General features: G+C 69.6%; 21 protein-coding genes and 1 riboswitch. Of the genes, 11 read left to right on the forward strand and 10 right to left on the reverse strand.

From position 1 onward, the window contains the following. The first annotated feature begins 110 nt into the window (after positions 1 to 110). From AB0C75_RS18675 to AB0C75_RS18695, 5 genes are all read left to right on the forward strand, one after another. On the forward strand, positions 111 to 1,499 hold the full coding sequence (locus AB0C75_RS18675; protein WP_362892064.1) for an HD-GYP domain-containing protein: 1,389 nt from the start codon (positions 111 to 113) through the stop codon (positions 1,497 to 1,499). Then, positions 1,496 to 2,743, forward strand: coding sequence for a metal-dependent phosphohydrolase (locus AB0C75_RS18680; protein ID WP_362892232.1), 1,248 nt, complete (start codon positions 1,496 to 1,498; stop codon positions 2,741 to 2,743). The genes AB0C75_RS18675 and AB0C75_RS18680 overlap by 4 nt, the downstream gene beginning before the upstream one ends. 90 nt (positions 2,744 to 2,833) lie before the next feature. Then, entirely contained in the window at positions 2,834 to 3,826 is a 993-nt protein-coding gene (locus tag AB0C75_RS18685) for a hypothetical protein (protein WP_362892065.1), read from the forward strand. 82 nt (positions 3,827 to 3,908) lie between these two features. Further along, positions 3,909 to 4,547: a peptide deformylase gene (def, locus tag AB0C75_RS18690; protein WP_362892067.1), complete on the forward strand. Its 639-nt coding sequence runs from the start codon at positions 3,909 to 3,911 to the stop codon at positions 4,545 to 4,547. Positions 4,548 to 4,695: 148 nt separating this feature from the next. Continuing rightward, positions 4,696 to 5,433 (forward strand): D-Ala-D-Ala carboxypeptidase family metallohydrolase, encoded by a 738-nt coding sequence (locus AB0C75_RS18695; protein ID WP_362892069.1) that lies wholly within the window; start codon positions 4,696 to 4,698, stop codon positions 5,431 to 5,433. Between the two features lie 57 nt (positions 5,434 to 5,490). Here the strand turns inward: AB0C75_RS18695 and AB0C75_RS18700 are convergent, their stop codons facing one another. Beyond that, positions 5,491 to 6,465, reverse strand: a complete 975-nt coding sequence (locus AB0C75_RS18700; protein ID WP_362892071.1) for a helix-turn-helix domain-containing protein — start codon at positions 6,463 to 6,465, stop codon at positions 5,491 to 5,493. Positions 6,466 to 6,546: 81 nt separating this feature from the next. Between AB0C75_RS18700 and AB0C75_RS18705 the strand changes: the two genes are divergently transcribed. Further along, positions 6,547 to 6,759 (forward strand): hypothetical protein, encoded by a 213-nt coding sequence (locus tag AB0C75_RS18705; RefSeq protein WP_362892073.1) that lies wholly within the window; start codon positions 6,547 to 6,549, stop codon positions 6,757 to 6,759. Positions 6,760 to 6,780: 21 nt separating this feature from the next. Here AB0C75_RS18705 and AB0C75_RS18710 read toward each other — a convergent pair whose 3' ends face one another. The 6 genes from AB0C75_RS18710 to AB0C75_RS18735 all read right to left on the reverse strand — a co-directional run bounded on the left by AB0C75_RS18710 (position 6,781) and on the right by AB0C75_RS18735 (position 13,984). Then, complete coding sequence (locus AB0C75_RS18710) at positions 6,781 to 7,797, reverse strand: ribonucleotide-diphosphate reductase subunit beta (protein WP_362892075.1); 1,017 nt, start codon at positions 7,795 to 7,797, stop codon at positions 6,781 to 6,783. After that, on the reverse strand, positions 7,797 to 10,232 hold the full coding sequence (locus AB0C75_RS18715) for a ribonucleoside-diphosphate reductase subunit alpha (protein ID WP_362892077.1): 2,436 nt from the start codon (positions 10,230 to 10,232) through the stop codon (positions 7,797 to 7,799). The genes AB0C75_RS18710 and AB0C75_RS18715 overlap by 1 nt, the downstream gene beginning before the upstream one ends. A gap of 139 nt (positions 10,233 to 10,371) precedes the next feature. Continuing rightward, positions 10,372 to 10,508, reverse strand: a riboswitch (cobalamin riboswitch). Positions 10,509 to 10,549: 41 nt separating this feature from the next. Next, positions 10,550 to 11,050 carry a GNAT family N-acetyltransferase gene (locus AB0C75_RS18720; protein WP_362892079.1) on the reverse strand — a complete coding sequence of 167 codons (501 nt, stop codon included), beginning with the start codon at positions 11,048 to 11,050 and terminating at the stop codon, positions 10,550 to 10,552. A gap of 109 nt (positions 11,051 to 11,159) precedes the next feature. Continuing rightward, a complete protein-coding gene (gene mctP, locus AB0C75_RS18725) occupies positions 11,160 to 12,794 on the reverse strand; it encodes a monocarboxylate uptake permease MctP (RefSeq protein WP_362892081.1) in 1,635 nt (544 codons plus the stop codon). Beyond that, positions 12,791 to 13,072, reverse strand: coding sequence for a DUF3311 domain-containing protein (locus AB0C75_RS18730; RefSeq protein WP_362892083.1), 282 nt, complete (start codon positions 13,070 to 13,072; stop codon positions 12,791 to 12,793). The genes mctP and AB0C75_RS18730 overlap by 4 nt, the downstream gene beginning before the upstream one ends. Before the next feature lie 147 nt (positions 13,073 to 13,219). Beyond that, positions 13,220 to 13,984 (reverse strand): GntR family transcriptional regulator, encoded by a 765-nt coding sequence (locus tag AB0C75_RS18735; RefSeq protein ID WP_362892234.1) that lies wholly within the window; start codon positions 13,982 to 13,984, stop codon positions 13,220 to 13,222. A gap of 283 nt (positions 13,985 to 14,267) precedes the next feature. Between AB0C75_RS18735 and AB0C75_RS18740 the strand changes: the two genes are divergently transcribed. From AB0C75_RS18740 to AB0C75_RS18755, 4 genes are all read left to right on the forward strand, one after another. After that, the gene (locus AB0C75_RS18740) at positions 14,268 to 15,548 is read left to right on the forward strand and encodes an extracellular solute-binding protein (protein ID WP_362892085.1); all 1,281 of its coding nucleotides are present in this window, start codon (positions 14,268 to 14,270) and stop codon (positions 15,546 to 15,548) included. Between the two features lie 118 nt (positions 15,549 to 15,666). Continuing rightward, positions 15,667 to 16,653: a sugar ABC transporter permease gene (locus tag AB0C75_RS18745; protein ID WP_362892087.1), complete on the forward strand. Its 987-nt coding sequence runs from the start codon at positions 15,667 to 15,669 to the stop codon at positions 16,651 to 16,653. Beyond that, complete coding sequence (locus tag AB0C75_RS18750; protein ID WP_362892089.1) at positions 16,650 to 17,489, forward strand: carbohydrate ABC transporter permease; 840 nt, start codon at positions 16,650 to 16,652, stop codon at positions 17,487 to 17,489. Before AB0C75_RS18745 ends, AB0C75_RS18750 begins: the two co-directional genes overlap by 4 nt. Positions 17,490 to 17,496: 7 nt before the next feature. Then, positions 17,497 to 19,020, forward strand: a complete 1,524-nt coding sequence (locus tag AB0C75_RS18755) for a glycoside hydrolase family 3 protein (RefSeq protein WP_362892091.1) — start codon at positions 17,497 to 17,499, stop codon at positions 19,018 to 19,020. 80 nt (positions 19,021 to 19,100) lie between these two features. Here the strand turns inward: AB0C75_RS18755 and nagB are convergent, their stop codons facing one another. Beyond that, positions 19,101 to 19,886, reverse strand: coding sequence for a glucosamine-6-phosphate deaminase (gene nagB / locus AB0C75_RS18760; RefSeq protein WP_362892093.1), 786 nt, complete (start codon positions 19,884 to 19,886; stop codon positions 19,101 to 19,103). Between the two features lie 555 nt (positions 19,887 to 20,441). Between nagB and AB0C75_RS18765 the strand changes: the two genes are divergently transcribed. Then, positions 20,442 to 21,908 (forward strand): PAS domain-containing sensor histidine kinase, encoded by a 1,467-nt coding sequence (locus AB0C75_RS18765; RefSeq protein WP_362892095.1) that lies wholly within the window; start codon positions 20,442 to 20,444, stop codon positions 21,906 to 21,908. 169 nt (positions 21,909 to 22,077) lie between these two features. Here the strand turns inward: AB0C75_RS18765 and AB0C75_RS18770 are convergent, their stop codons facing one another. Then, on the reverse strand, positions 22,078 to 22,335 hold the full coding sequence (locus AB0C75_RS18770) for a WhiB family transcriptional regulator (RefSeq protein ID WP_003953983.1): 258 nt from the start codon (positions 22,333 to 22,335) through the stop codon (positions 22,078 to 22,080). Positions 22,336 to 22,655: 320 nt separating this feature from the next. Then, positions 22,656 to 23,624, reverse strand: a complete 969-nt coding sequence (locus AB0C75_RS18775; protein ID WP_362892097.1) for a diacylglycerol kinase family protein — start codon at positions 23,622 to 23,624, stop codon at positions 22,656 to 22,658. Positions 23,625 to 23,654: the final 30 nt, after the last annotated feature.

A 23,654-nucleotide genomic window follows, 5' to 3' on the forward strand; every position in this document is an offset into this window, starting at 1 on the left:
ACCCCGGTCATGTCACCCGAATGTGCGAATCCGGCCCCTTCGGGCCCTGCCCGACCTCCAACTCGCTAGCCTGGCGCCTCCATTGACCAGGCTGGGGGCGGGCGGTACGGGTGAGGGGCACACCGGGGGCAGCGCGCGTCCACATCCTGTGCGCGGTGGTCTGCGCCGCACTCTGCGCCCTTCCCGCACTGTCCCCCGGGGCCGCCACGCCCTGGGGCACGCTCGGCCTGCTGGCCGCGCTCCACACCGCCTGTGAACTCCCCGGTCGCTGCCGTGGCTTCGGCACCTCCGTGCCGATCAGTGCCGGATCGTTCTTTCCCCTGCTGCTCGCGGCGGCCTTCCTGCTGCCACCGTCCGCCGCCGTCCTCGTCGCCGTACCCGGTGCGCTCGCGGGCCGGGTGGAGCGGCCGCCCGCCACGGCACGCCGTGTCTGGCGGGCCGCTCAGCTCGCCCTGACCGTGGGCGCCGCCTCCTGGACGTACGGCTTCCTGGGCGGCCCCGCCACGCTCGGCGGCTCCTCGGCAGGCGCGGGACCCGACCTTCCGTACGCCCTCCTCCCGGCCTGCGCGACCGCGCTCGTCTTCAGTCTGGTGCTGGCCGCGCTGGACGGCGGAATCCTCGTCACGGCCGAGCGCGTGGCCGTCAGGCACGCCTGGCGCGGACTGCCGGCCCGCTCGGTCGGGCCGCACCTGGTGCACGCGCTGGCCGGGCTGATGATGGCCGTCCTGTGGCACAGCTCCTACGGGCCGCTGTCCGCACTGGTCGTCCTGCTGCCCATGTACATCTCCTGCTGGGTCTTCGCGCAGTACCACCGTCAGCACGCCGCCCACCGCGCCACCATCAGGGCGCTCGTCCAGGCCGTCGACATCAAGGACGGCTACACCCGAGGACACAGCGAGCGGGTGGGCCGTGCCTCCGAGCTGATCGCCCGGGAACTGGGCATGGAGGAGGAGCGGATGGAAGCTCTCCGCTTCGCCGGCATCCTGCACGACGTCGGCAAGCTCGGCGTCCCGACCCGGGTCCTGCGCAAGGACGGTCCGCTCACCCCCGAGGAGCGCCGCGTCATCGAGCTGCATCCGGAGTACGGCCACGAGATCGTCCGGGGCATCGGCTTCCTGGACGAGGCACGCGCAGCGATCCTGCACCACCACGAAAGGCTCGACGGCAGCGGCTATCCGTACGGCCTCGTCGGGGACCGGATCCCCGAGTTCGCCCGGGTCGTCGCCGTCGCCGACGCCTTCGACGCGATGACCTCGACGCGCTCCTACCGGCGCGGCCGGCCCGTCCCTGCGGCGGTCGACGAGCTGAGGCGCTGCGCCGGGAGCCAGTTCGACCCCCGTATGGTCCGCGCGCTGGCGCGTGCCCTGGACCGGCACGGCTGGTCCGCCGCGGCCAACACGGTCACGTCGGACGAGGGCCCGGCGGGGCTGCCGAGGCAGCGGGCGTGGGCACGGCCGCCCGCCGCCGGGTCACCGGAGCGGCCGGGACAGCCCCGGTGACCCCGGTCCACCCGCAGCCGACGGCCCTCGCGGTCCGCGGCGCCGCACTGGTCCTCGCGCTCGTCGCGCTCGGGCACACCCTGTGGAACGGCGTCGTCGAGCCCGGTCACGCCCTCGCCTTCGGGGTGCTGATCACCGTCGGAGAGCTGGCACGCTGGGGCGCCCTCCCCGATGAGCGGGAGCCGGCGCCGCTCGGGGCGGCCGGATCACTCGCGTACGCCCTGCTCGGGCGCAGTGCGGGAGAGGAGACGTCGCACGGTGTGCTCCAGGTGGTCACCGTCGTCGTCGCCGCGCAGCTCCTCGCCTCCGTGCCCCATATGGCGCGGGGCAGTGGCCCTGGCCCCGACCAGGCGGCCCGCCGTGTGCTGGCCGTCGGGTTCGCCGCCGTGTGCTTCCAGCCGCTGCACCACGCGGGCCGGACGGACCGCTGGTTCGGCGAGGGACCGTACTTCGCGCTCTTCCTGCTCGTGCTGCTCGTCCTCACCGCCCTCTGCGACGCGGTACTGACAGCCCTCACCGCCGGGACCTCCCGGCCTTACGGGCCGCAGCTGCGCGATGAACTCCGTGCGCTCAGCGGCATCGGTTCGGCGGTCTGCGCGACCGGTGCGGTGATGGCGCTCGGGGTCGCCGTCGCGGGGCTGTGGGCGCTGCCCGTCCTGTGTGTGCCGCTGCTGCTCACCCAGGTGTCGTTCCGCAGATACGCCGCCGTGCGTACGACGTACCGGCAGACCATCGCCTCGCTGGCCCGGTCCACGGAGATCGCGGGCTACACCCCGCACGGGCACGCGCGCAGGGTGGCCGGGCTCTCGACGGCCGTCGGGCGTGAGCTGGGGCTCACAGGGCCCGAGCTGACCGTGCTGGAATACGCGGCGCTGATGCATGACATCGGGCAGCTCTCGCTCGTCGACCCCGTGGCCGACGGGGCGACCGTCGTCCTCCCGGCGGCCGAGCAGCGCAGGATCGCGCTGCTCGGAGGCGCGGTGGTCCGGCAGACCGGGGTGGACCCCGCGGTCGCCGTGGTGGTGGAGCAGCAGGCGGATCCGTACCGGGAACAGCAGACGGCCGCGCGAATCGTCCGGGCGGTCAACGCGTACGACGACCTGTGCGGGGAAGGGGTGAAGGGGTCTCTGGGCGCCTTGGAGCAGCTCAGGCTCGGCACCGGCCTCGACTACCAGCCACAGGTGGTGGAAGCACTGGCCAGAGTCCTGGCGCGAGGCGGTCTGACCCCGGCCGGTACTGGGTAACCCATGGGTAATGAGCGAGCGTCCGGCCGGGCATGGTTGGATGCGAAGAGAGCGGAAAAAGAGGGTGTCCAGTCGGGACAGGCGGGAATCGTGAGGATCTTCGGGAAGGTACGGCATCGGCCGTCCGCCTCATGGCGGCAGGCCACGGACCGCGCGTTCACGCTGATCGGCGACGGCCGGTACGAGGACGCGGGGGCGCTGCTGACGCGCGCGGCGGACCTGGAGCCCTGGCTCTCCGAGTCCTGGTTCAACCTCGCGCTGCTGCACAAGTTCCGGCACGACTGGGAACAGGCGAGGGCCGCGGGACTGCGCGCCGTCGCCCTGCTCGACCGGGAGTCCGGCGCCCCGGACTGGTGGAACGTCGGCATCGCCGCCACCGCGCTCCAGGACTGGCCGCTGGCGCGTCGGGCCTGGCAGGCCTACGGGCTGCGGGTGCCGGGCAGCGGTCAGCACAACGCGGCGGCCAACAGCGAGCCGACGGGCATGGACCTGGGCAGCGCGGCCGTGCGGCTCTCGCCCGAGGGCGAGGCCGAGGTCGTCTGGGGCCGCAGGCTCGATCCGGCGCGGATCGAGGTGCTGTCGATCCCGCTGCCGTCCTCGGGGCGCCGCTGGGGCGAGGTCGTGCTGCACGACGGGGTGCCGAACGGCGAGCGGATCACCGCGGCCGGGCCCTCCTATCCGGTGTTCGACGAGATCGAGCTGTGGGCGCCCTCCCCGGTCCCCACCTGGGTGGTCCTGCTGGAGGCCGCCACCGAGGCCGACCGGGACGCGCTGGAGCGGCTCGCCTCCGATGCCGGATTCGCCGCCGAGGACTGGTCGTCCTCCGTGCGGCTGCTCTGCCGTGCGTGTTCGGAGAGCCGGATGGAGAGCGACGAGGGCGACGGCGCGCACCAGGACCCGCACGACCACAGTGAGCCGGGCCACCCCGGGCCCCTGGGGCACCGCACCGCGGGTGACCTCTGGGTGCCGGAGCGTGAGTGCGGCATAGCCGCACCGGCCGGGCTGGTGCGCGGTCTGCTGGACGGCTGGGTGGCGGACAGCCCGGACAGCCGTGAGTGGCGGGATCTGGAAGAAGTCTGCTGACCGGTGCCCGTAGGCTGTACGCGCACCGTTTCCGGTGCGGGTATTTCACGGGTTCAGGGTTGCAGGAAGGCGAACGGCGGACATGTCGCAGCAGGAGACGGACGAGCAGACCGGTGTGGACGACGAGGGATACCTCGTGGACACCGAGGACTGTGAGGCGCGCGAGGAGGCGCACCGGGAGCGCGGCACGTCCCGCCCCATCACGGTGGTCGGCAATCCGGTCCTGCACAAGGAGTGCAGGGACGTCACGGAGTTCGACGACGAGCTCGCGCGGCTGATCGACGACATGTTCGCCAGCCAGCGGACCGCGCAGGGCGTGGGCCTGGCCGCGAACCAGATCGGTGTGGACCGCAAGGTCTTCGTCTACGACTGCCCGGACGACGACGGGGTGCGGCACGTCGGAGCGATCTGCAACCCGGTGCTCGAGGAGCTCGCGCCGGAGCAGCGCAACCTCGACGACTCCAACGAGGGCTGCCTCTCGGTGCCCACGGCGTACGCCGCGCTCGCCCGCCCCGACTACGCATCCGTGCGCGGCCAGGACGCCCAGGGCAACGCGGTGCGGGTGCGGGGCAGCGGTTACTTCGCGCGCTGCCTCCAGCACGAGACGGACCATCTGTACGGCTACCTCTACATCGACCGCCTCTCGAAGCGGGACCGCAAGGACGCGCTGCAGCAGATGGCCGAGGGCGAGCCGCGCTACGAGGTCGTCCCGAACGACTGATTCCGCTCCGCACGACGAAAGAGCCCCGCCGGCCGGCGGGGCTCTTTCGTCAACCACCGTTCTCCGGTGGGTAGTTGACGCGCGTCGACCCGTCCGCCAGGCTCGTCCCCACGTCACACCTCCACACCTCACGTGCAGGGAGAACCCCATGCTCAGACGTACCGCACATCTGCTGCTCGGCCTTGTCATGACCATGGCCTTCGCCATCGGCGGCGCCGTCCTCACCTCCGGAACCGCGCAGGCCGACGGCTGTTTCACCTGGACCCGCACCCTGAAGACAGGTGCCACCGGCAACGACGTCACCCAGCTCCAGATCCGGGTGGCCGGCTACCCGGGCTACAACGCCGTACTGGCCATCGACGGCTCGTACGGCCCCGCGACCACGGCCGCGGTCAAGCGCTTCCAGTCCGCGTACGGCCTGGCGGCCGACGGCGTAGCCGGACCCGCCACACAGGCCAAGCTCTACGCGCTCCAGGACAACGACTGCACGCCCGTGAACTTCACCTATCCCGAGCTCAACAAGTGCAACAGCACCTGGGCGGGCGGGGCGGTCGCGGCGGGCACGGCCAAGGCCAACGCCCTGAGCAGCATGTGGAAGCTGCAGGCCCTGCGGCACGCGCTGGGCGACCAGTCCATCCGGGTCACCAGCGGCTTCCGGTCCACCTCCTGCAACGCGTCGGTCGGCGGAGCGTCGAACAGCCGCCACCTCTACGGCGACGCCGTCGACCTGGGTGCCGGACCGCACTCCCTGTGCACCATCGCCAAGCAGGCCCGCAACCACGGCTTCCGGGGGATCCTCGGCCCGGGCTACGCGGGGCACAGCGACCACATCCACGTGAACCAGGGACCGACCCACTTCTGGTCCGCCTCGCAGTGCGGCGTCTGACCGCACGCCCCCGGTGACCGGGCCTCTGGGCCGGCCCTCCCCTCCAGGCACTCTCCGTCAGGCCGCCTCGCTCTCGTCGGCCGGCCCCCGGAAGGTGCGGCGGTAGGTGTTCGGAGTCGTGCCCAGCGACCGTACGAACTGGTGGCGCAGCGCCGCCGCGTTGCCGAAGCCCGTCCGGCTCGCGACCGTGTCCATGGTCTCGTCCGAGGTCTCCAGCAGGTGCTGCGCCAGCAGTACGCGCTGCCTGAGCAGCCAGCGGTACGGCGTGGTGCCGGTCTCCTGCTGGAAGCGGCGGGCGAAGGTCCGGGGCGACATGTGCGTCTGGGCGGCCAGCTGTTCGACGGTCATCTCCTGGTCGAGATGCCCTTCCATCCAGGCGAGGGTGTCTCCGACCGTGTCGCACCGGGTGCGGGGGAGCGGGCGCTTGATGTACTGCGCCTGCCCTCCGTCCCGGTGCGGGGGGACCACCATGCGGCGGGCGATGGTGTTCGCGACGTCGGGGCCGTGCGCCTGGCGGACCAGGTGCAGGGCGGCGTCGATGCCCGCGGCGGTGCCGGCCGACGTGATGACCGGGCCGTCGTCCACGTAGAGCACGTCCGGCTCCACGCAGGCCTTCGGGAAGCGGCGGGCCAGCTCTTCGGCGTGCCGCCAGTGGGTGGTGCAGCGGCGGCCGTCCAGGAGTCCGGCCGCACCGAGGACGTAGGCGCCGGAACAGACGCTCAGCACCCGCGCGCCGCGCTCCACGGCCCGGCGCAGGGCGTCCAGGACCTCCTCGGGATAGGTCCGCTCCATGAAGTGGCTCCCCGCCGGTACGGCGATGAGGTCGGCCTCCTCCAGACGGTCGAGACCGTAGGGAGTGCTGATGGTGAAGCCGGCGTGAGTCTGGAGGACCGGCCCCTCGGCCGACACGACCGCGAAGTCAAGGACCGGCAGCCCCTCGTCGGAGCGGTCGAGTCCGAACACCTCGCACAGGACGCCGAGTTCGAAGGGGTGGACCTCATCGAGCAGCAGGGTGGCGACGTTTTGCAGCATGGGGTCAGTGTGGCAGCAATTCGAGGGTGCATGACAGTCCTGCCACTGCCGGATTCCTGGCGCACGGACGACAGTGGAGCCATGAACACATTCCTGAGCTACCTGTCCATAGCCGCACTTTTCACCCTCGTCCTGCTGCCCGCCCTGGTCGGGTTCGCGCGGGAGCGCCGGATCGACCGCGAGCTGCGGGAGGCGGAACGGCGCGGGGAGGCCGCGCCCCCGGAGGCGGCGGGCGCCGCGCGGCCGGTCACGGCCAAGCGGCGCCCGTACGTCAGGTCCTGGGCGCGGATCTAGCAGGTCCAGGACGTCCCGGGGCTAGAAGTCGTCGTCGAAGCCGACCGAGCCCTCCACCGCCACCTGGTACGCGGAGGGACGGCGCTCGAAGAAGTTCGTCAGCTCCTGGACCCCCTGGAGCTCCATGAACGAGAACGGGTTCTCGGAACCGTAGAGCGCGGGGAAGCCGAGCCGGGTGAGCCGCTGGTCGGCGACGCACTCCAGGTACTGGCGCATCGACTCGGTGTTCATCCCCGGCAGACCCTCGCCGCACAGATCGCGGCCGAACTGCAGCTCCGCCTCGACGGCCTCCTTCAGCATGTCGGTGACCTGCTGCTGAAGGGCGTCGTCGAAGAGCTCCGGCTCCTCCTTGCGGACGGTGTCCACGACCTCGAAGGCGAAGTTCATGTGCATCGTCTCGTCACGGAACACCCAGTTGGTGCCCGTGGCGAGACCGTGAAGCAGACCGCGTGAGCGGAACCAGTACACGTACGCGAAGGCGCCGTAGAAGAACAGCCCCTCGATGCAAGCGGCGAAGCAGATCAGGTTGAGCAGGAAGCGCCGGCGGTCGGCCTTCGTCTCCAGCCGGTCGATCGTCTCGACCGAGTCCATCCACCGGAAGCAGAACTGCGCCTTCTCGCGGATCGAGGGAATCTCCTCGACCGCGTCGAAGGCCGCCGCGCGGTCCGCCGGATCGGGCAGGTAGGTGTCGAGCAGCGTCAGATAGAACTGGACGTGCACGGCCTCCTCGAACAGCTGACGCGACAGATAGAGCCGCGCCTCCGGCGAGTTGATGTGCTTGTACAGCGTCAGCACCAGGTTGTTGGAGACGATCGAGTCCCCCGTCGCGAAGAACGCGACCAGCCGGCCGATCATGTGCTGCTCACCGGGCGAGAGCTTGGCGAGGTCGGCGACGTCGGAGTGCAGGTCGACCTCCTCCACCGTCCAGGTGTTCTTGATCGCGTCCCGGTAGCGCTCGTAGAAGTCGGGGTAGCGCATGGGCCGCAGGGTCAGTTCGAAGCCCGGGTCGAGCAGGTTCTTGTCTTCGTTCGTCGTCATTACTGGCAGGCCTCGCAGGACTCGGGGTTTTCGAGGGAGCAGGCGACCGCGTCCGCGTCGGGAGCGGCGGCCTGCTGCACGGGAACAGTGGCGGTGGCGGTCTTCCCGGCCGCCGCGCGGGCGATCCGGGTCGCCGGGCGCGACCGCAGGTAGTACGTCGTCTTCAGCCCCTGCTTCCAGGCGTACGCGTACATCGAGGAGAGCTTGCCGATCGTCGGCGTCTCCAGGAACAGGTTCAGCGACTGGCTCTGGTCGAGGAACGGCGTACGGGCCGCAGCCATGTCGATCAGACCGCGCTGCGGGATCTCCCACGCCGTGCGGTACAGCGCCCGCACGTCCTCGGGGATCCAGCCGAAGCCCTGCACGGAACCGCTGGCCTCGCGCAGCGCCTCACGGGTCCGCGCGTCCCAGACGCCGAGCTTCTTCAGCTCGTCGACCAGATAGGCGTTGACCTGGAGGAACTCCCCGCTGAGCGTCTCGCGCTTGAAGAGGTTGGAGACCTGCGGCTCGATGCACTCGTACACACCGGCGATCGAGGCGATGGTGGCGGTGGGGGCGATGGCCAGCAGCAGGGAGTTGCGCATCCCGCTCTTCGCGATCCGGTCCCGCAGGGCGTCCCAGCGCTCCGGCCAGTTCAGCTCGGTGGCGTAGTGGTCGGGGTGCAGCACACCACGGGCGGCACGGGTCTCGGACCAGGCGGGCAGCGGGCCCCTGGGGGTCCCCCCTGCACCGGAGCCTGTCGAAGGCGCTTGGGGGAGCTCGGCCAGCTCGCAGGAGGCCTCGTAGGCGGCCAGCATGATCCGCTCGGAGATCCGCGTGGACAGCGCGCGGGCCTCGGGGGAGTCGAACGGCAGGCGCAGCTGGAAGAAGACGTCCTGGAGGCCCATCGCGCCCAGACCCACCGGGCGCCAGCGGGCGTTGGAGCGGCCTGCCTGCTCGGTCGGGTAGAAGTTGATGTCCACCACGCGGTCCAGGAAGGTCACCGCCGTACGCACGGTGGCGTCCAGCCGCTCCCAGTCGATGGAGCCGTCGGCGACGAACGCGCCCAGGTTGACCGAACCCAGGTTGCAGACGGCCGTCTCGCCGTCGTCGGTGACTTCGAGGATCTCCGTGCAGAGGTTCGAGGAGTGAACCACGCGGCCCGGCTCGGCGGTCTGGTTCGCCGTGCGGTTCGACGCGTCCTTGAACGTCATCCAGCCCTGTCCGGTCTGCGCGAGCGTCCGCATCATCCTGCCGTACAGCTCACGCGCCGGGATCGTCCTGCGGGCGAGGCCCTTGGCCTCGGCGGCGCGGTAGGCGGCGTCGAACTCGTCGCCCCAGAGGTCCACGAGCTCGGGGGCGTCGGCCGGGGAGAACAGCGACCACTGCGTGTCCGCGTCGACACGGCGCATGAACTCGTCCGGGATCCAGTGCGCCAGGTTGAGGTTGTGCGTACGCCGCTGGTCCTCTCCGGTGTTGTCGCGCAGCTCCAGGAACTCCTCGATGTCCGCGTGCCAGGTCTCCAGATAGACGGCCGCGGCACCCTTGCGCCGGCCGCCCTGGTTGACCGCCGCGACCGAGGCGTCCAGCGTCTTCAGGAACGGCACGATGCCGTTGGAGTGCCCGTTCGTGCCACGGATGAGTGAACCCCGGGCGCGGATACGGGAGTACGAGAGCCCGATGCCGCCCGCGTGCTTGGAGAGGCGTGCCACCTGGTGGTAGCGGTCGTAGATCGAGTCCAGCTCGTCCTTGGGCGAGTCCAGCAGATAGCAGGAGGACATCTGCGGGTGGCGGGTGCCGGAGTTGAAGAGGGTGGGGGACGAGGGCAGATAGTCCAGCCGGTTCATCAGGCCGTACAGCGCGGCCACTTCCGCCAGGGCGCGCTCGGAGGTGTCATCGGCGAGCCCGGCCGCGACGCGCAGCATGAAGTGCTGCGGGGTCTCGACGACCTCGCGGGTGAGCGGGTGGCGCAGCAGGTAGCGGCTGCGCAGGGTCCGCAGCCCGAAGTAGCCGAAGCGGTCGTCGGCCCCGTCGGCGAGCGCCTGGTCGACCAGCGCGTCGAGTGCGGCGGCGTGCAGCGTGACGAACTCGGCCGTACGATCCGCGATCAGGCCCTCGCGGTGCCCGACGGCGACCGATGCCGAGAAGGAGACGGCGCCCTGTCCTGCGGCCTCGTCCGCGATGGCCCGGGTGAGGAGCCGGGCGGCGAGCCGCGAGTAGGCGGGGTCCTCGGAGATCAGGCCGGCGGCGGCCTCGGTGGCCAGCGAGCGCAGCTCGGCCTCGTCCGACCGGGCGTTGCGGCCGCGCAGTGCGGCGGCGGCCACCCGTCCGGGGTCGGTGTCGGGCAGATCGGCGGTGAGGCCGGTCAGGGTCCGCAGCAGTGCGGTCCCGGGCGCGTCGGTCGTGCGGCCCTCGGATTCCGTGACTGAAACCGGGTCGGCTGGCGCGATGGTCACTGGGGCTATCCCTCGCTCGGCTCAGGGCCTGCGGGAGCGGGGCAGCCGGGCAGGGCCGCGCCCGGAAGACAGGGCGGCACGGCGCACCGGCGTCCACCGGCCCTCCGCGGGGCCCGGACGTCTCGGCGCCCGGTTCGGTCGAGCCGGGCGCACTGTCGACAGGTCTTCGGACTTCGGGTACGCGCGATGCGCACCGATCACACCGTTGCGGGACAGTTCCGGATTCGCACCGGATTCCCCTGCGGCGACAGCGAGGTCGAGCATACATGTGGGGGCTGCCGATTGAAGAAGCCCCCACATGTTGTGTCGTGGTGGGTTCAGAGCTCCAGGCGGAATGTCAGGAGTTCGAGGCCCGGCAGGGGGAACCAGTCCCGCTCCGGAGTGCGTACGAAGCCGAGGCGACGGTAGATCCGGTGGGCGCCCAGCATGGCCGACTGCGTCGAAAGGACGATCCCGCGCAGCCCTCCGGCGGCCCGTGCCCGCTCGATACAGGCCCGTACGAGCGCCTCGCCCGCCCCTCGGCCACGCGCGCCCGGCGAGACCGCCAGCATGCGGAATTCGGCCTCGTCCCGGGTTGCGATGTCCGACCACGGGCTGCCGGGCGCGACGTAGGTGACACCGCCCAGCAGCCGGCCGTCGGCATCCACCGCGACCAGTACCTCGGCCTCTGTGGCCCGTCGCTCCACGGCGCGCAGCTGTTCCAGATAGGGATCGTCGGCGCCGAAGTCCAGGAGCCCGTCACCGATGTACGCCTGGGCGGTGATCTCACCCAGATCCGCGAACTCGGCGGTCCGTACAGGTCTGATCGATAGGTCCATGGACGGCAGTGTGCCGCAGGCGACGGGAACGGCGCCCCGTTTTTTCGCACGTCGTCCCGGCAGGACGGGGCCCTGCCGGGACGACGTCGAGCGAGAGGCGTGCGGGAGGTCAGTGACCGCCCGGGGAGCCCGCCGTGGCCGGCGGCAGCTCGGTCTTGACGCCGGGGTCGCCCGCGTCCGCCGTGTAGTCGGACGGGGCGGTCTCGTCCACGCCCGCCGGTGCCTTCACCGCGTTGAGGACGAACGTCAGCACGATCGTGACAATCACATTCAGGACGAAGGCGGTGAGGCCGATGTAGCCGATCTCGCCGATTCCGGGGATCTCCTCCGAGGAGCCGCCGAAGTGCTTCTGGGTGGGGCTGGCGACGCCGTACGCGGCCACCGTGCCGTAGACCATGCCCACCGCCCAGCCGGCGATCAGGGCCCAGCGGTGGAACCACCGGGTGAACAGACCGCCCACCAGGGCCGGCATCGTCTGGAGGATCCAGATGCCGCCCAGCAGCTGGAAGTTGATCGCGACCGTCTTGTCCATGGTGAGGACGAAGGCGAGCGCGCCGACCTTGACCAGCAGCGAGACCAGCTTGGAGACCTTGGTCTCCTGGGCCGGTGTCGCGTCCGGTTTGAGGAAGTCCTTGTAGATGTTGCGGGTGAAGAGGTTCGCCGCGGCGATCGACATGATCGCGGCCGGCACCAGGGCGCCGATCCCGATCGCTGCGAAGGCCACACCGGCGAACCAGTCGGGGAACATGTTCTCGAACAGCTGCGGGATGGCGAGCTGGCCGTTGTCCACCTTGATGCCGGCGGCGATCGCCATGAAGCCGAGCAGGGCCAGCAGACCCAGCATCAGCGAGTACAGCGGCAGGATCGTGGTGTTGCGCCGGATCACCTCACGGCTGCGGCTGGAGAGCGTGGCCGTGATCGAGTGCGGATACATGAAGAGCGCCAGCGCCGAGCCCAGAGCCAGGGTGGCATAGCCCCACTGGCCCATCTCGCCGGGAACCAGCGCACCGCGTGGCTGGCCCGTCGCCTGGTCCTTCTGGGCGAACGCCTCGCTCGCCTTGGAGAAGATCTCGTCGAACCCGCCGAGCTTGATCGGGATGTAGATGATCGCCACGGCGATGACCAGATAGATCAGGCCGTCCTTGACGAACGCGATGAGCGCGGGCGCGCGCAGCCCCGAGGAGTAGGTGTACGCGGCGAGCACGGCGAAAGCGATCAGCAGCGGCAGGTCCTTGACGAACCAGTGCGTGGTCTCACCGCCGCCGACGCCCATCACGTCCAGCACGGCCTGGATGCCGACCAGTTGCAGCGCGATGTACGGCATCGTGGCGAGGATGCCGGTGATGGCGACCGCCAGCGAGAGACCCTTCGAGCCGAAGCGGCCCCGGACGAAGTCCGAGGTGGTGACGTAGCCGTGCTTGTGCGACACCGACCACAGGCGGGGCAGGAAGGTGAAGATCATCGGATAGACGAGGATCGTGTACGGGACGGCGAAGAAGCCCGCCGCGCCCGCCGCGTAGATCGCCGCGGGCACCGCCACGAAGGTGTAAGCCGTGTAGAGGTCACCACCGAGCAGGAACCAGGTGACCCAGGTACCGAACGAGCGTCCGCCCAGGCCCCATTCGTCGAGGCTGGCCTCGTTCTCGGCCTTGCGCCAGCGCGCGGCCATGAAACCGACGACCGTGACGGCCACGAAGAAGAAGATGAATACGGCGAGTGCGACGCCGTTCACGCCGTCGTTCATGCTGACGCACCCCCCTTGCGGGCGCGCTGGTCACGCTGCCACAGCTTGTACGCGGTCATCGTGAGAGCGGTGGAGATGAGCACCCAGAGCATCTGGTACCAGTAGAAGAACGGGATGCCGATGAAGGTCGGTTCGACCTTCGCGTACGAGCTGACCCAGAGCATCGCGACGAACGGAGCGATCAGACAGAGGCCGATGACCACTCTGATGGGTGTCACCGTCGGTGCTGTCGGTGACGTCGGTGTTGCTGGTGGGTTGGCATCGGTTTCTTCTGGCATGTGGCGACTCCGTCCCCTCGCTGATCACCTGTGCAACGCGCAGGAAATCTAAGCGAGTATTCCGGGCATCGTCACCCCCTGTCCGCATTTCGGTCCTGCAACGGTTGAGGCCGCCGGAAACATCGGCTTCCGGCAGCCCGATCCGTCTCAGTCCGTGGGACGCTTCAGGCGGGCCACGAACTTGTACCGGTCACCCCGGTACACCGAGCGCACCCACTCCACCGGTTCACCCTCACCGTCGACCGAATGGCGGGACAGCATGAGCATCGGAAGGCCGACGTCCGTGCCGAGCAGGCCCGCCTCGCGCGGCGTGGCGAGCGAGGTCTCGATGGTCTCCTCCGCCTCGGCGAGCCGGACGTCGTACACCTCGGACAGCGCGGTGTAGAGCGAGGTGTACTTCACCAGCGAACGGCGCAGCGCGGGGAAGCGCTTGGCCGACAGATGGGTGGTCTCGATGGCCATCGGTTCGCCGCTGGCGAGCCGGAGCCGTTCGATCCTCAGCACCCGGCCGCCGGTCGTGATGTCCAGCAGCCCGGCGAGCGTGTCGTCCGCCGTCACATAGCCGATGTCCAGCAGTTGCGAGGTGGGTTCCAGGCCCTGGGCGCGCATGTCCTCCGTGTACGAGGTGAGTTGCAGGGCCTGGGAGACCTTCGGCTTGGCGACGAAGGTGCCCTTGCCCTGGATGCGCTCCAGCCGGCCCTCGACCACCAGCTCCTGGAGCGCCTGACGCACCGTGGTGCGCGAGGTGTCGAATTCGGCGGCCAGGGTCCGCTCGGGTGGCACCGGGGTGCCGGGCGGCATGGTGTCCGTCATGTCGAGGAGATGGCGCTTGAGCCGGTAGTACTTCGGGACGCGTGCCGTGCGCGCACCCGCACCGCTCTCGCTCGTGCTGCTGCCCCCGTCGGCACCCATGGCCCGCCTTCCCGACTGCTGCGTTGCTGCCGTCACCGGCTCCTCCGTCTGTCGCGGCTCACATGGTGGCACGGCCCGGTCACGGGTCGTCGCCCTCCCTCAGGTGTCGGTCCTGTAACGGACGCGAGTGCACTTCTTATACACCCTTGACACCCCTAAAGGTCTAGGCCAAGCTCCCGGTACTGGTCTAAACCATTAAAGACCAGGTCCCAGCCCCAGCAGTACTACTCGTCGGTGTCTTCGCGGTGGGCGGGGGGTTGCAGCACCCTGAGGAGGGTTTGGCGTGAAGCGCAAGCTCATCGCGGCGATCGGCGTCGCGGGCATGATGGTCAGCATGGCGGCGTGTGGCTCCGACGACGGCGGCAGCGACAGCAAGAAGTCCGGCCCGGACAGCTACAAGGGGGAGACCCTGACCGTCTGGGCCATGGACGGCTCGACGCCCGATCAGTGGCAGAAGGACCTCACCGCCGCGTTCGAGAAGAAGACCGGCGCGAAGGTCGAGTTCGAAGTCCAGCAGTGGAACGGCATCCAGCAGAAGCTGACGACCGCCCTGTCGGAGGAGAGCCCGCCGGACGTCTTCGAGATCGGCAACACCCAGACCGCGGCGTACGCCAAGACCGGTGGCCTCGCCGAGCTCGGTGACCTCAAGTCGGAGATCGGCGGCGACTGGGCCGAGAACCTCAACGAGGCCTCCATCGTCGACGGCAAGCAGTACGCCGCCCCGTGGTACTTCGCCAACCGCGTGGTCCTCTACAACAAGAAGGTCTTCGCGGACGCCGGTGTCACCGAAACCCCCAAGACCCGTGACGAGTTCTTCGACGCGCTCGACAAGATCAAGGCCAAGGGCAAGGCCGAGCCGCTCTACCTGCCCGGCCAGAACTGGTACTTCTTCGACGGCCTCACCATCGGCAAGGACGCCGACCTCGTGAAGAAGGACGGGGACAAGTGGGTCTCCAACCTCGCCGACCCGAAGATCGGCGAGGCGATGGACCTGTACAAGCAGTACCAGTCCTACTCCAAGGCCCCCAAGGACAAGGACGAGGCGACGCCGCAGCAGGCGGACGTCTTCGCCAAGGGCAAGACCGGCGCCTTCATCGGCATGGGCTGGGAGGCCGCCACGGCGATCAAGGCCAACCCGGCCATCGAGAAGGACATCGGCTACTTCACCATTCCGGGTGACACCGCCGAGAAGCCCGAGGGTGTCTTCCTCGGTGGCTCCAACCTCGCGGTCGCCGAGGGCAGCGCGAAGCAGGACCTCGCCAAGGAGTTCCTGAAGCTCGCGCTCTCCGACACGTTCGAGGGCCAGCTCGCCAAGCTGAACGGCGTCATCCCCAACAAGGAGTCGCTGAACTCCAACCTGACCGGCAACGAGGTCGCCGAGGCGGCTGCGCCCTCGGCCAAGGTCGGCGGCACCACGCCGCTGATCCCCGAGTGGGCGGCGGTCGAGAACGCGCCGAACCCGGTCAAGACCTTCATGACGGCGGTCCTGAACGGCAAGTCGAACGCCGAGGCCGCCAAGCAGGTCGAGGCGGAGTTCAACAAGCGCCTCGCGCAGAAGCAGTAAGGCTGCTCCATTCGCCGGTCGGCCCGAGGGCCGAAATGCCGGGGGCCGGACTCCATGACCGAATGACGGAGTCCGCCCCCCTGCCGTGTCCCATGGTGCCGAGAAAGAGATGGCGAGCATGACCGTGCAGACCGAACGGCCGCCCTCCGGTCCGACGGAGACAGCGAAGCGGGCCGGTGCCGGCCCCGGCCCCGGCAGACCCCGGGCAGGCGGCAGATCGGCCGCACTCGCCCCGTATCTGCTGCTGCTCGCTCCCGTGGCCGCGACCCTGGTGTTCCTGGGCTGGCCGGTGGTCAAGAACACCGCGCTGTCGTTCCAGAACCTCAACATGAGGCAGCTGATCCAGCACCTCACCGAGTGGAACGGGATCGACAACTACAAGGAGGTCCTCGGCAGCGAGAACTTCTGGAACGTCACCGTCCGGTCGATCGTCTTCGCGGGCACCAACGTCGTCCTGATCATGGTGTTCGGCACCCTGGTCGGTCTGCTCCTCGCCCGGCTCGGCAAGCGGATGCGCGTGACGCTGCTCATCGGCATCGTCCTCGCCTGGGCCATGCCCGTCATCGCAGCGACCACCGTCTACCAGTGGCTCTTCGCCTCGCGGTTCGGTGTCGTCAACTGGGTGCTGGACAAGATCGGTTTCCACTCCATGGCGGAGTACAACTGGACCGGCAGCCAGGCCTCGACCTTCTTCGTGATCACCGTGCTGATCGTCTGGCAGTCGATCCCGTTCGTCGCGATCAATCTGTACGCCGCCACGACGACCATCCCCAAGGAGCTGTACGAGGCCGCCGCGCTCGACGGAGCGGGTCCCTGGAAGAGCTTCACCTCGGTCACCATGCCGTTCCTGAAGCCCTTCCTCCTCGCCACGACGTTCCTGGAGGTCATCTGGGTCTTCAAGGCCTTCGCGCAGGTCTTCGCGATCAACGAGGGCGGCCCCGACCGGCTCACCGAGATCCTCCCCGTGTACGCCTACATCGAGGGCATCGGAAACCAGCACTACGGCATGGGCTCCGCCATCGCGCTGCTCACGATCCTGATCCTGCTGGCCCTGACCTTCTACTACCTCAGGATCGTCTCCAAGCAAGAGGAGGACGAGCTGTGAAGCGCTCGGCTTCGTCCAGGTTCAGCCGCGTCTGGCCCAACGCCACGGCCGTACTGCTGGTCATCTGCTTCGTCTTCCCCGTGTACTGGATGTTCGCGACGGCCTTCAAGCCGACGCCCGACATCGTCTCCGAGGACCCGGTCTGGTTCCCGACGAACATCACGTTCGAGCACTTCAGGACCGCGATCGACGCCGAGAACTTCTGGACGATGGTCCGGAACTCGCTCACGGTCACCGTGCTCGCCGTGGCGTTCTCCCTCATCCTGGCGCTCGCGGGATCGTTCGCCCTCGCCCGGATGCGCTTCAAGGGCCGGCGGGGCTTCATCATCGGCTTCATGGTCGCGCAGATGGCGCCCTGGGAAGTCATGGTCATCGCGATCTACTTCATCGTCCGCGACGCCGACATGCTCAACAGCCTGATCCCGCTGACGCTCTTCTACATGGTGATGATCCTGCCCTTCACCATCCTGACGCTGCGCGGCTTCGTCGCCGCGGTGCCCAAGGAGCTGGAGGAGTCGGCCATGGTCGACGGCTGCACCCGGCCCCAGGCCTTCGTGAAGGTCATCCTCCCGCTGCTCGCGCCGGGCCTGATGTCCACCTCGCTGTTCGGCTTCATCACCGCCTGGAACGAATTCCCGATGGTCCTGGTGCTCAACAAGCAGGCCGAGGCGCAGACCCTGCCCCTGTGGCTCTCGCAGTTCCAGAGCCAGTTCGGCGACGACTGGGGCGCGACGATGGCCGCGTCCTCGATCTTCGCCATCCCGATCCTCGTCCTCTTCGTCTTCCTGCAGCGCAAGGCCGTCAGCGGTCTCACCGATGGCGCAGTGAAGGGATAACACGGCCATGAGCACCCTCGTATCCACCACGGACACCGTCACCCGCGACGCCCTCGCGGTCCTCCAGCCCGGCTTCACAGGCACGACCGCCCCCGACTGGCTCCTGCGCAGGGTCGGCGAAGGCCTGGCCTCCGTCGGGCTGTTCGGCCGGAACATCCACTCGCCCGAGCAGCTCGCCGCGCTCACCGCCCGGCTGCGCGCCGAGCGGGACGACGTACTCGTCGCGATCGACGAGGAGGGCGGTGACGTCACCCGCCTCGAGGTCCGCAGCGGCTCGTCCTTCCCCGGCAACCTCGCTCTCGGCTCCGTCGACGACACGGACCTGACCAGGGCCGTCGCCCGGGAGCTCGGCCGCAGACTGGCCGAGTGCGGGGTCAGCCTCAACTGGGCGCCGTCGGCGGACGTCAACTCGAACCCGGGCAATCCGGTCATCGGCGTACGCTCGTTCGGCGCCGACACCGAGCTCGTGGCCCGGCACACCGCCGCGTACGTCGAGGGCCTCCAGGCCGCCGGTGTCGCCGCCTGCACCAAGCACTTCCCCGGTCACGGGGACACGGCGGTCGACTCGCACCACTCGCTGCCCCGCATCGATGTGGACCTGGACACCCTGCACGCCCGTGAGCTGGTGCCCTTCCGCGCGGCCATCGCGGCGGGTTCCAAATCGGTGATGAGTGCACATATCCTGCTTCCCGCACTCGACCCGACCCGGCCCGCGACCCTGAGCCCCCAGATCCTCACCGGTCTGCTGCGCCAGGAGCTGGGCTACGACGGACTGATCGTCACCGACGGCATGGAGATGGACGCCATCGCCGGCACGTACGGCATCGAGCGCGGATCGGTCCTCGCCATCGCGGCGGGCGCCGACGCCATCTGCGTCGGCGGTGGGCTGGCCGACGAGGACACCGTGCTGCGGCTGCGCGACGCGTTGGTGGCGGCGGTGCGGACCGGTGAACTGCCCGAGGAGCGGCTGGCCGACGCGGCCGCACGTGTACGGGCCCTCGCGTCGTGGACGCAGGGGGCCAGGGGGGCTGACCCGGAGCCGGGTGCGGATGTGCAGGAGGGGACCGCGCCCGGCTCCGGAGTCGATGTCGGGCTGGCCGCCGCCCGTCGGGCCGTCACGCTCACGGGATCGGGCGAGCCGCTGGACGGGCCGGCGTACGTCGCGGCGTTCACCCCGGTCGCCAACATCGCGGTCGGTGACGAGACCCCGTGGGGCGTCGCGGCCGAGCTGGCCCGGATACTGCCCGGCACCGGGACGGACACCTACGGCGCGGGGAGCGAGGCGCCGGCCGCCGAGGTACTGAGGGCGGCGGGGGAGCGGCGGATCGTCGCCGTGGTCCGTGACGTGCACCGGCACATGTGGATGGGCGAGGCGCTGGACGCCCTGCTGGCGGCGCGTCCCGACACGGTCGTGGTCGAGATGGGCCTGCCCGACGCGCCGCCCCGGGGCGCCCCGCACGTCGCCACGCACGGCGCCGCGCGGGTGTGCGGCGTCGCGGCGGCGGAGGCGATCACAGGCACGGCCCCCTGAGGGCCTGTCGGGCGAGACATGAGGGCCGGGTCACCTTCCACAGGTGACCCGGCCCTCACGCGTGCGTACCGTACGGGGCTCTACAGGCCCTGCCACTGCGGCTTCGACGCATAGGTGGCGCGGAAGTAGTCGGCCAGTTTCAGCTTGGACGCCGCCGCCTCGTCGACCACCACCGTGGCGTGCGGGTGCAGCTGGAGCGCCGAGGCCGGTACGACAGAGGCGACGGGCCCCTCGACCGTCCGTGCGACCGCGTCCGCCTTGCCCTCGCCGGTGGCCAGCAGGACCGGGTGGCGGGACTCCAGGATCGTGCCGATGCCCTGGGTGATGACGTGGCGGGGCACCTGTTCGATGTCGTCGTCGAAGAAGCGCGCGTTGTCGATCCGGGTCTGCTCGGTCAGCGTCTTGATGCGGGTGCGCGAGGCGAGGGAGGAGCACGGCTCGTTGAAGCCGATGTGCCCGTCGGTGCCGATACCGAGCAGCTGGAGGTCCACCCCGCCCGCCTCGGACAGGGCCTTGTCGTACTGCTCGCAGGCCGCCTGTACGTCCTCGGCGGCGCCGTCAGGGCCCATGAAGGACTTCTCGGACAGGCCGAGCGGCTCGATGACCTCGCGCAGCACGACCGAGCGGTACGACTCGGGGTGGCCGGCGGGCAGCCCGACGTACTCGTCGAGCTGGCAGATGCGGGCGCGCGACGCGTCCACGGAGCCGGAGCGGACCTTCGCGGTGAGGGCCTGATAGATGGGCAGCGGGGTCGATCCTGTGGCCACGCCGAGCAGGGCGTCGGGCTTGCGGCTCAGCAGGGCCGCGATGGCCTCCGCGATCAGTTCGCCGCCTGTCGTGGCGTCCGGGACGATGACAACTTCCACGCTGTGCCTGCCGATCTGAAGAGTGGCGTCATGTGGTATAGACCAATATGGGGCCCCAATCTAGCAGAACGCCGTGGCCCGGAGGTGAACCGTCCACGGTTGCGTCACTGCTTGTCGCCCTGTCGGCGGACGGCTCCGTCCGCGGGGGGAACACCCCCGGAAACACCCGCGGGCCGCGGCGCCAGGACGGGACCCTCGGCCCGTCCGGCACCGCAGCCCGGAGCTACGGGCCCGCCTCTCGGCAGGCCCTGCCTGGCCGGCGGTGTGCGGTGCCTCCGGCCACTGGAGGCACCGGCGCAGTCAGGGCAGAGAGCGCCGGATACCTCGGTCCGCTCTCCTGTGCGGGGAGAGCGGAGGTCTGTTCGTGCGGCAGGGGTCAGGTCTGACCGTAGCGCCCCCACGTGGTGCATTGTGGACTAGACCAATAGTCCATGTCCATCCGTGTGCGCGGACATTCTCCTGTCCTGGCCCGCGCTCCCACAGTGTCACGTATCCATGGGCCGTTCGGTTCGGATCCACCTCGTCTTCACAGGTACGCTCGCGTCTGTGCCCTCCATGAACGACCTTGTCCGACAGCACACAGCCCTGAGTGACACCGACCTCGAGTGGCTCCATCTGCTGGTCTCGGAGTGGCAGCTGCTCTCCGACCTGTCCTTCGCCGACCTCGTCCTGTGGGTGCCGACCCGCGACGGGACCCGCTACGTCTCCGTCGCGCAGATGCGGCCCAACACCGGCCCCACCTCCTATCAGGACGACATGGTCGGCCACCTCGTGCCGCGCGGCCGCAGGCCGCTGCTCGACGCCGCCCTCGACGAGGGCCGCATCGTGCGTGAGGGGGATCCGGAGTGGCGGGAGGAGGTGCCCGTCCGGGTCGAGTCGATTCCCGTGCGCAGGGAGGGCCGGATCCTCGGGGTCATCGCCCGCAACACCAACCTGCTCACCGTGCGCACGCCGTCCAGGCTGGAGCTCACCTACCTCCAGTCCGCCTCCGACCTGGCCCAGATGATCGCCGCCGGCTCCTTCCCCTTCCCCGGCCAGCAGGTCGACATGGACGCGTCGCCGCGTGTCGGCGACGGGCTGATCAGGCTCGACGCCGACGGAGTCGTGCAGTACGCCAGCCCCAACGGCCTCTCCGCCTACCACCGGCTCGGCCTGGCCTCGGACCTCGTGGGCCACAACCTCGGCGCGACGACCGCCGAACTCGCACCCTCGCGCGGCCCGGTGGACGAGGCTCTGGTCAAGGTGGCGAGCGGGTACGCGCCCCGGGAGTTCGAGGTCGAGGGCGCCGGCGGGGTCATCCAGCTGCGCGCCATTCCGCTCAAGCCCAAGGGTGTACGCATCGGTTCGCTGGTGCTGCTGCGTGACGTCACGGAACTGCGCCGCCGTGAGCGGGAATTGATCACCAAGGACGCCACCATCCGGGAGATCCACCACCGGGTGAAGAACAACCTCCAGACCGTGGCAGCCCTGTTGCGGCTCCAGGCGCGCCGGATGGACTCCGAGCGGGGCCGTGAGGCGCTCAACGAGGCGGTGCGGCGCGTCGGTTCGATCGCCATCGTCCATGAGACGCTGTCCCAGAATCTGGACGAGCGGGTCGAGTTCGACGAGATCGCCGACCGGGTGATCGCGATGGTGGCCGAGATCTCACCCGGAAAGGTCACCTGCCGGCGCACGGGGCGCTTCGGGATTCTCGATGCGGAAGTGGCCACTCCGCTCTCGATGGTGCTCACCGAAGTCCTGCAGAACGCCCTGGAACACGCGTTCACCGTGGCCGAGTCCGGCACGGTGGAGGTGTCCGCGTCGCGCGGCGGCTCACCGGCCGACGGCCGGCTGCTGATCGCCGTGACGGATGACGGGCGCGGGCTGCCCGAGGGGTTCGATCCCCAACGGGCCGGAAATCTGGGGCTCCAGATCGTGCGGACCCTGGTGGAGGGCGAGCTGGGCGGCACCTTCGGCATGGTTCCCGCCCCGGTGCGCGGCACTCAGGTGGTGCTCGACATCCCGGTGCCGGCCGACAAGTAGCGGGCCCCGCACAGCAGTAGGCCCGGACCGTGGTGACGGTCCGGGCCTACTGCGTGGTGCTCACGGTGCGATGCGCTTCGGGGGTACTGCGCGCTGCGACTCGAAGGCGGGGCTGTGCGTACGCTCTGTACGCGCCGCCTGGCTGAGGCTCGTGGTACGGGGGCGTCGGTCAGGCGCTGGCGTTACGCGCCCGGTTGCGAGCGGCGCGGCGCTTCATTGCGCGGCGCTCGTCCTCGCTGAGGCCACCCCAGACGCCGGAGTCCTGGCCGGACTCGAGCGCCCACTGCAGGCACTGCTCCATGACGGGGCAGCGACGGCAGACGGCCTTGGCTTCCTCGATCTGCAGCAGCGCAGGACCGGTGTTGCCGATGGGGAAGAACAGCTCGGGGTCTTCCTCACGACAAACGGCGTTGTGACGCCAGTCCATGGCTGCTACCTCTCCTTGGTATTACATGCTGGTGCTTGTGAATGTGAACGCTTTCACGAATCCCCCCGCAGACGAAGGTCCGACGTCCAGATGAACTGGATGTGGTCCTTTTGTGGTGAGGAGGGGTTCTGGCTCTCAGTGGAGGCCGGTGTTCCGGGCCGTCCCGATCGCCATATAGAGATTCCCAAACCTCGACGACGGATACAACCCCTTCTGGAAAGTTTTTTTTGATTCCTCGGTGTCGACTAGGTCACAGCCGTACTTCTAAGGGGTGGGGGCCAGCCCAAACGTTCGAGTTAAAGGACTTTCGGCGCTTCCACTCACACAATCACACGCAGTGCACGGCGTACGCCTGTGAACGTCACGCTCGTGCGCAGCCCCAGGTGGTCACCGTCCATCTGGAAGGGTAGTGGGGCCTTTGAATGCAAGGTGAAGTCTGTGAGGTCGTGCAGGGACACGGCGTGCTTGCCGTGCGGGCCCTTCTCCGGGCTCGAAGTGAGCAGCTGGGTGGCGTACCGGGTCACGGCGGGAGTGGAGAGGCGCTTGAGGCCGAGGATGTCCAGGGCGCTGTCGAAGGACGCCTTCGGAGAGGCGTATATCGGACGGTTCCCCAGGTAGGTCCAGGGTGCGGTGTTGCAGATTATCGACAGCGCGAGGTCGGTGACCGGGTCCTGGCCGGGGACCTCCAGGGTGATCCGGCCGTTGCGCCGGTGCGGGTCGTCCATGAACTGCCTGAGTACCTGGCGCACGTACAGCGCGTGGGTCGACCGCTTGCCGCGCTCTCGCTGCTGTTCGACCCGGCCGATGACGCCCGCGTCGAAACCGAGTCCCGCGCAGAAGGTGAACCACCGGCCGGGGACGGCTTCGTCCGCCGTGCCCGGGGTGCCGGCCGCCAGGCCGAGGCCCACCGTGCGCTCACTGCGGGCCGCGAGTGCGTCGAGGATGGCGCCCGTCGCCTCCACGGCGTCGTTGGGGACGCCCAGGGCGCGGGCGAACACATTGGTCGAACCGCCGGGGACCACGGCGAGGCTCGGCAGCCCCTCGGGGTCGGGGCCGTTGTGCAGGAGTCCGTTGACCACCTCGTTGACCGTGCCGTCGCCGCCGAGTGCGACCACCAGGTCGATGTCGTCGGAGTCGGCGGCACGCCGCCCCAGGTCGCGGGCGTGCCCGCGGTATTCGGTGGTCACGGCGTCCAGCTTCATCTCGCTCGCCAGGGCGTGAATCAGCACGTCACGGGTCCGCGCGCTGGTAGTGGTGGCAGCTGGGTTGACCACGAGAAGTGCGCGCATGCCCGCCAGGGTACCTACCGCGCGGTACCG

Source organism: Streptomyces sp. NPDC048565, from assembly GCF_040650935.1.
Classification (GTDB): Bacteria; Actinomycetota; Actinomycetes; order Streptomycetales; family Streptomycetaceae; genus Streptomyces.

Bases quoted from the DNA above. Each gene is read 5' to 3' on its own strand.
- def (WP_362892067.1), top strand. From the start codon at position 3,909: ATGTCGCAGCAGGAGACGGACGAGCAGACCGGTGTGGACGACGAGGGA.
- AB0C75_RS18695 (WP_362892069.1), top strand. From the start codon at position 4,696: ATGCTCAGACGTACCGCACATCTGCTGCTCGGCCTTGTCATGACCATG.
- AB0C75_RS18700 (WP_362892071.1), bottom strand. From the start codon at position 6,465: ATGCTGCAAAACGTCGCCACCCTGCTGCTCGATGAGGTCCACCCCTTC.
- AB0C75_RS18705 (WP_362892073.1), top strand. From the start codon at position 6,547: ATGAACACATTCCTGAGCTACCTGTCCATAGCCGCACTTTTCACCCTC.
- AB0C75_RS18710 (WP_362892075.1), bottom strand. From the start codon at position 7,797: ATGACGACGAACGAAGACAAGAACCTGCTCGACCCGGGCTTCGAACTG.
- AB0C75_RS18720 (WP_362892079.1), bottom strand. From the start codon at position 11,050: ATGGACCTATCGATCAGACCTGTACGGACCGCCGAGTTCGCGGATCTG.
- mctP (WP_362892081.1), bottom strand. From the start codon at position 12,794: ATGAACGACGGCGTGAACGGCGTCGCACTCGCCGTATTCATCTTCTTC.
- AB0C75_RS18730 (WP_362892083.1), bottom strand. From the start codon at position 13,072: ATGCCAGAAGAAACCGATGCCAACCCACCAGCAACACCGACGTCACCG.
- AB0C75_RS18735 (WP_362892234.1), bottom strand. From the start codon at position 13,984: ATGGGTGCCGACGGGGGCAGCAGCACGAGCGAGAGCGGTGCGGGTGCG.
- AB0C75_RS18745 (WP_362892087.1), top strand. From the start codon at position 15,667: ATGACCGTGCAGACCGAACGGCCGCCCTCCGGTCCGACGGAGACAGCG.
- AB0C75_RS18755 (WP_362892091.1), top strand. From the start codon at position 17,497: ATGAGCACCCTCGTATCCACCACGGACACCGTCACCCGCGACGCCCTC.
- AB0C75_RS18765 (WP_362892095.1), top strand. From the start codon at position 20,442: ATGAACGACCTTGTCCGACAGCACACAGCCCTGAGTGACACCGACCTC.
- AB0C75_RS18770 (WP_003953983.1), bottom strand. From the start codon at position 22,335: ATGGACTGGCGTCACAACGCCGTTTGTCGTGAGGAAGACCCCGAGCTG.
- AB0C75_RS18775 (WP_362892097.1), bottom strand. From the start codon at position 23,624: ATGCGCGCACTTCTCGTGGTCAACCCAGCTGCCACCACTACCAGCGCG.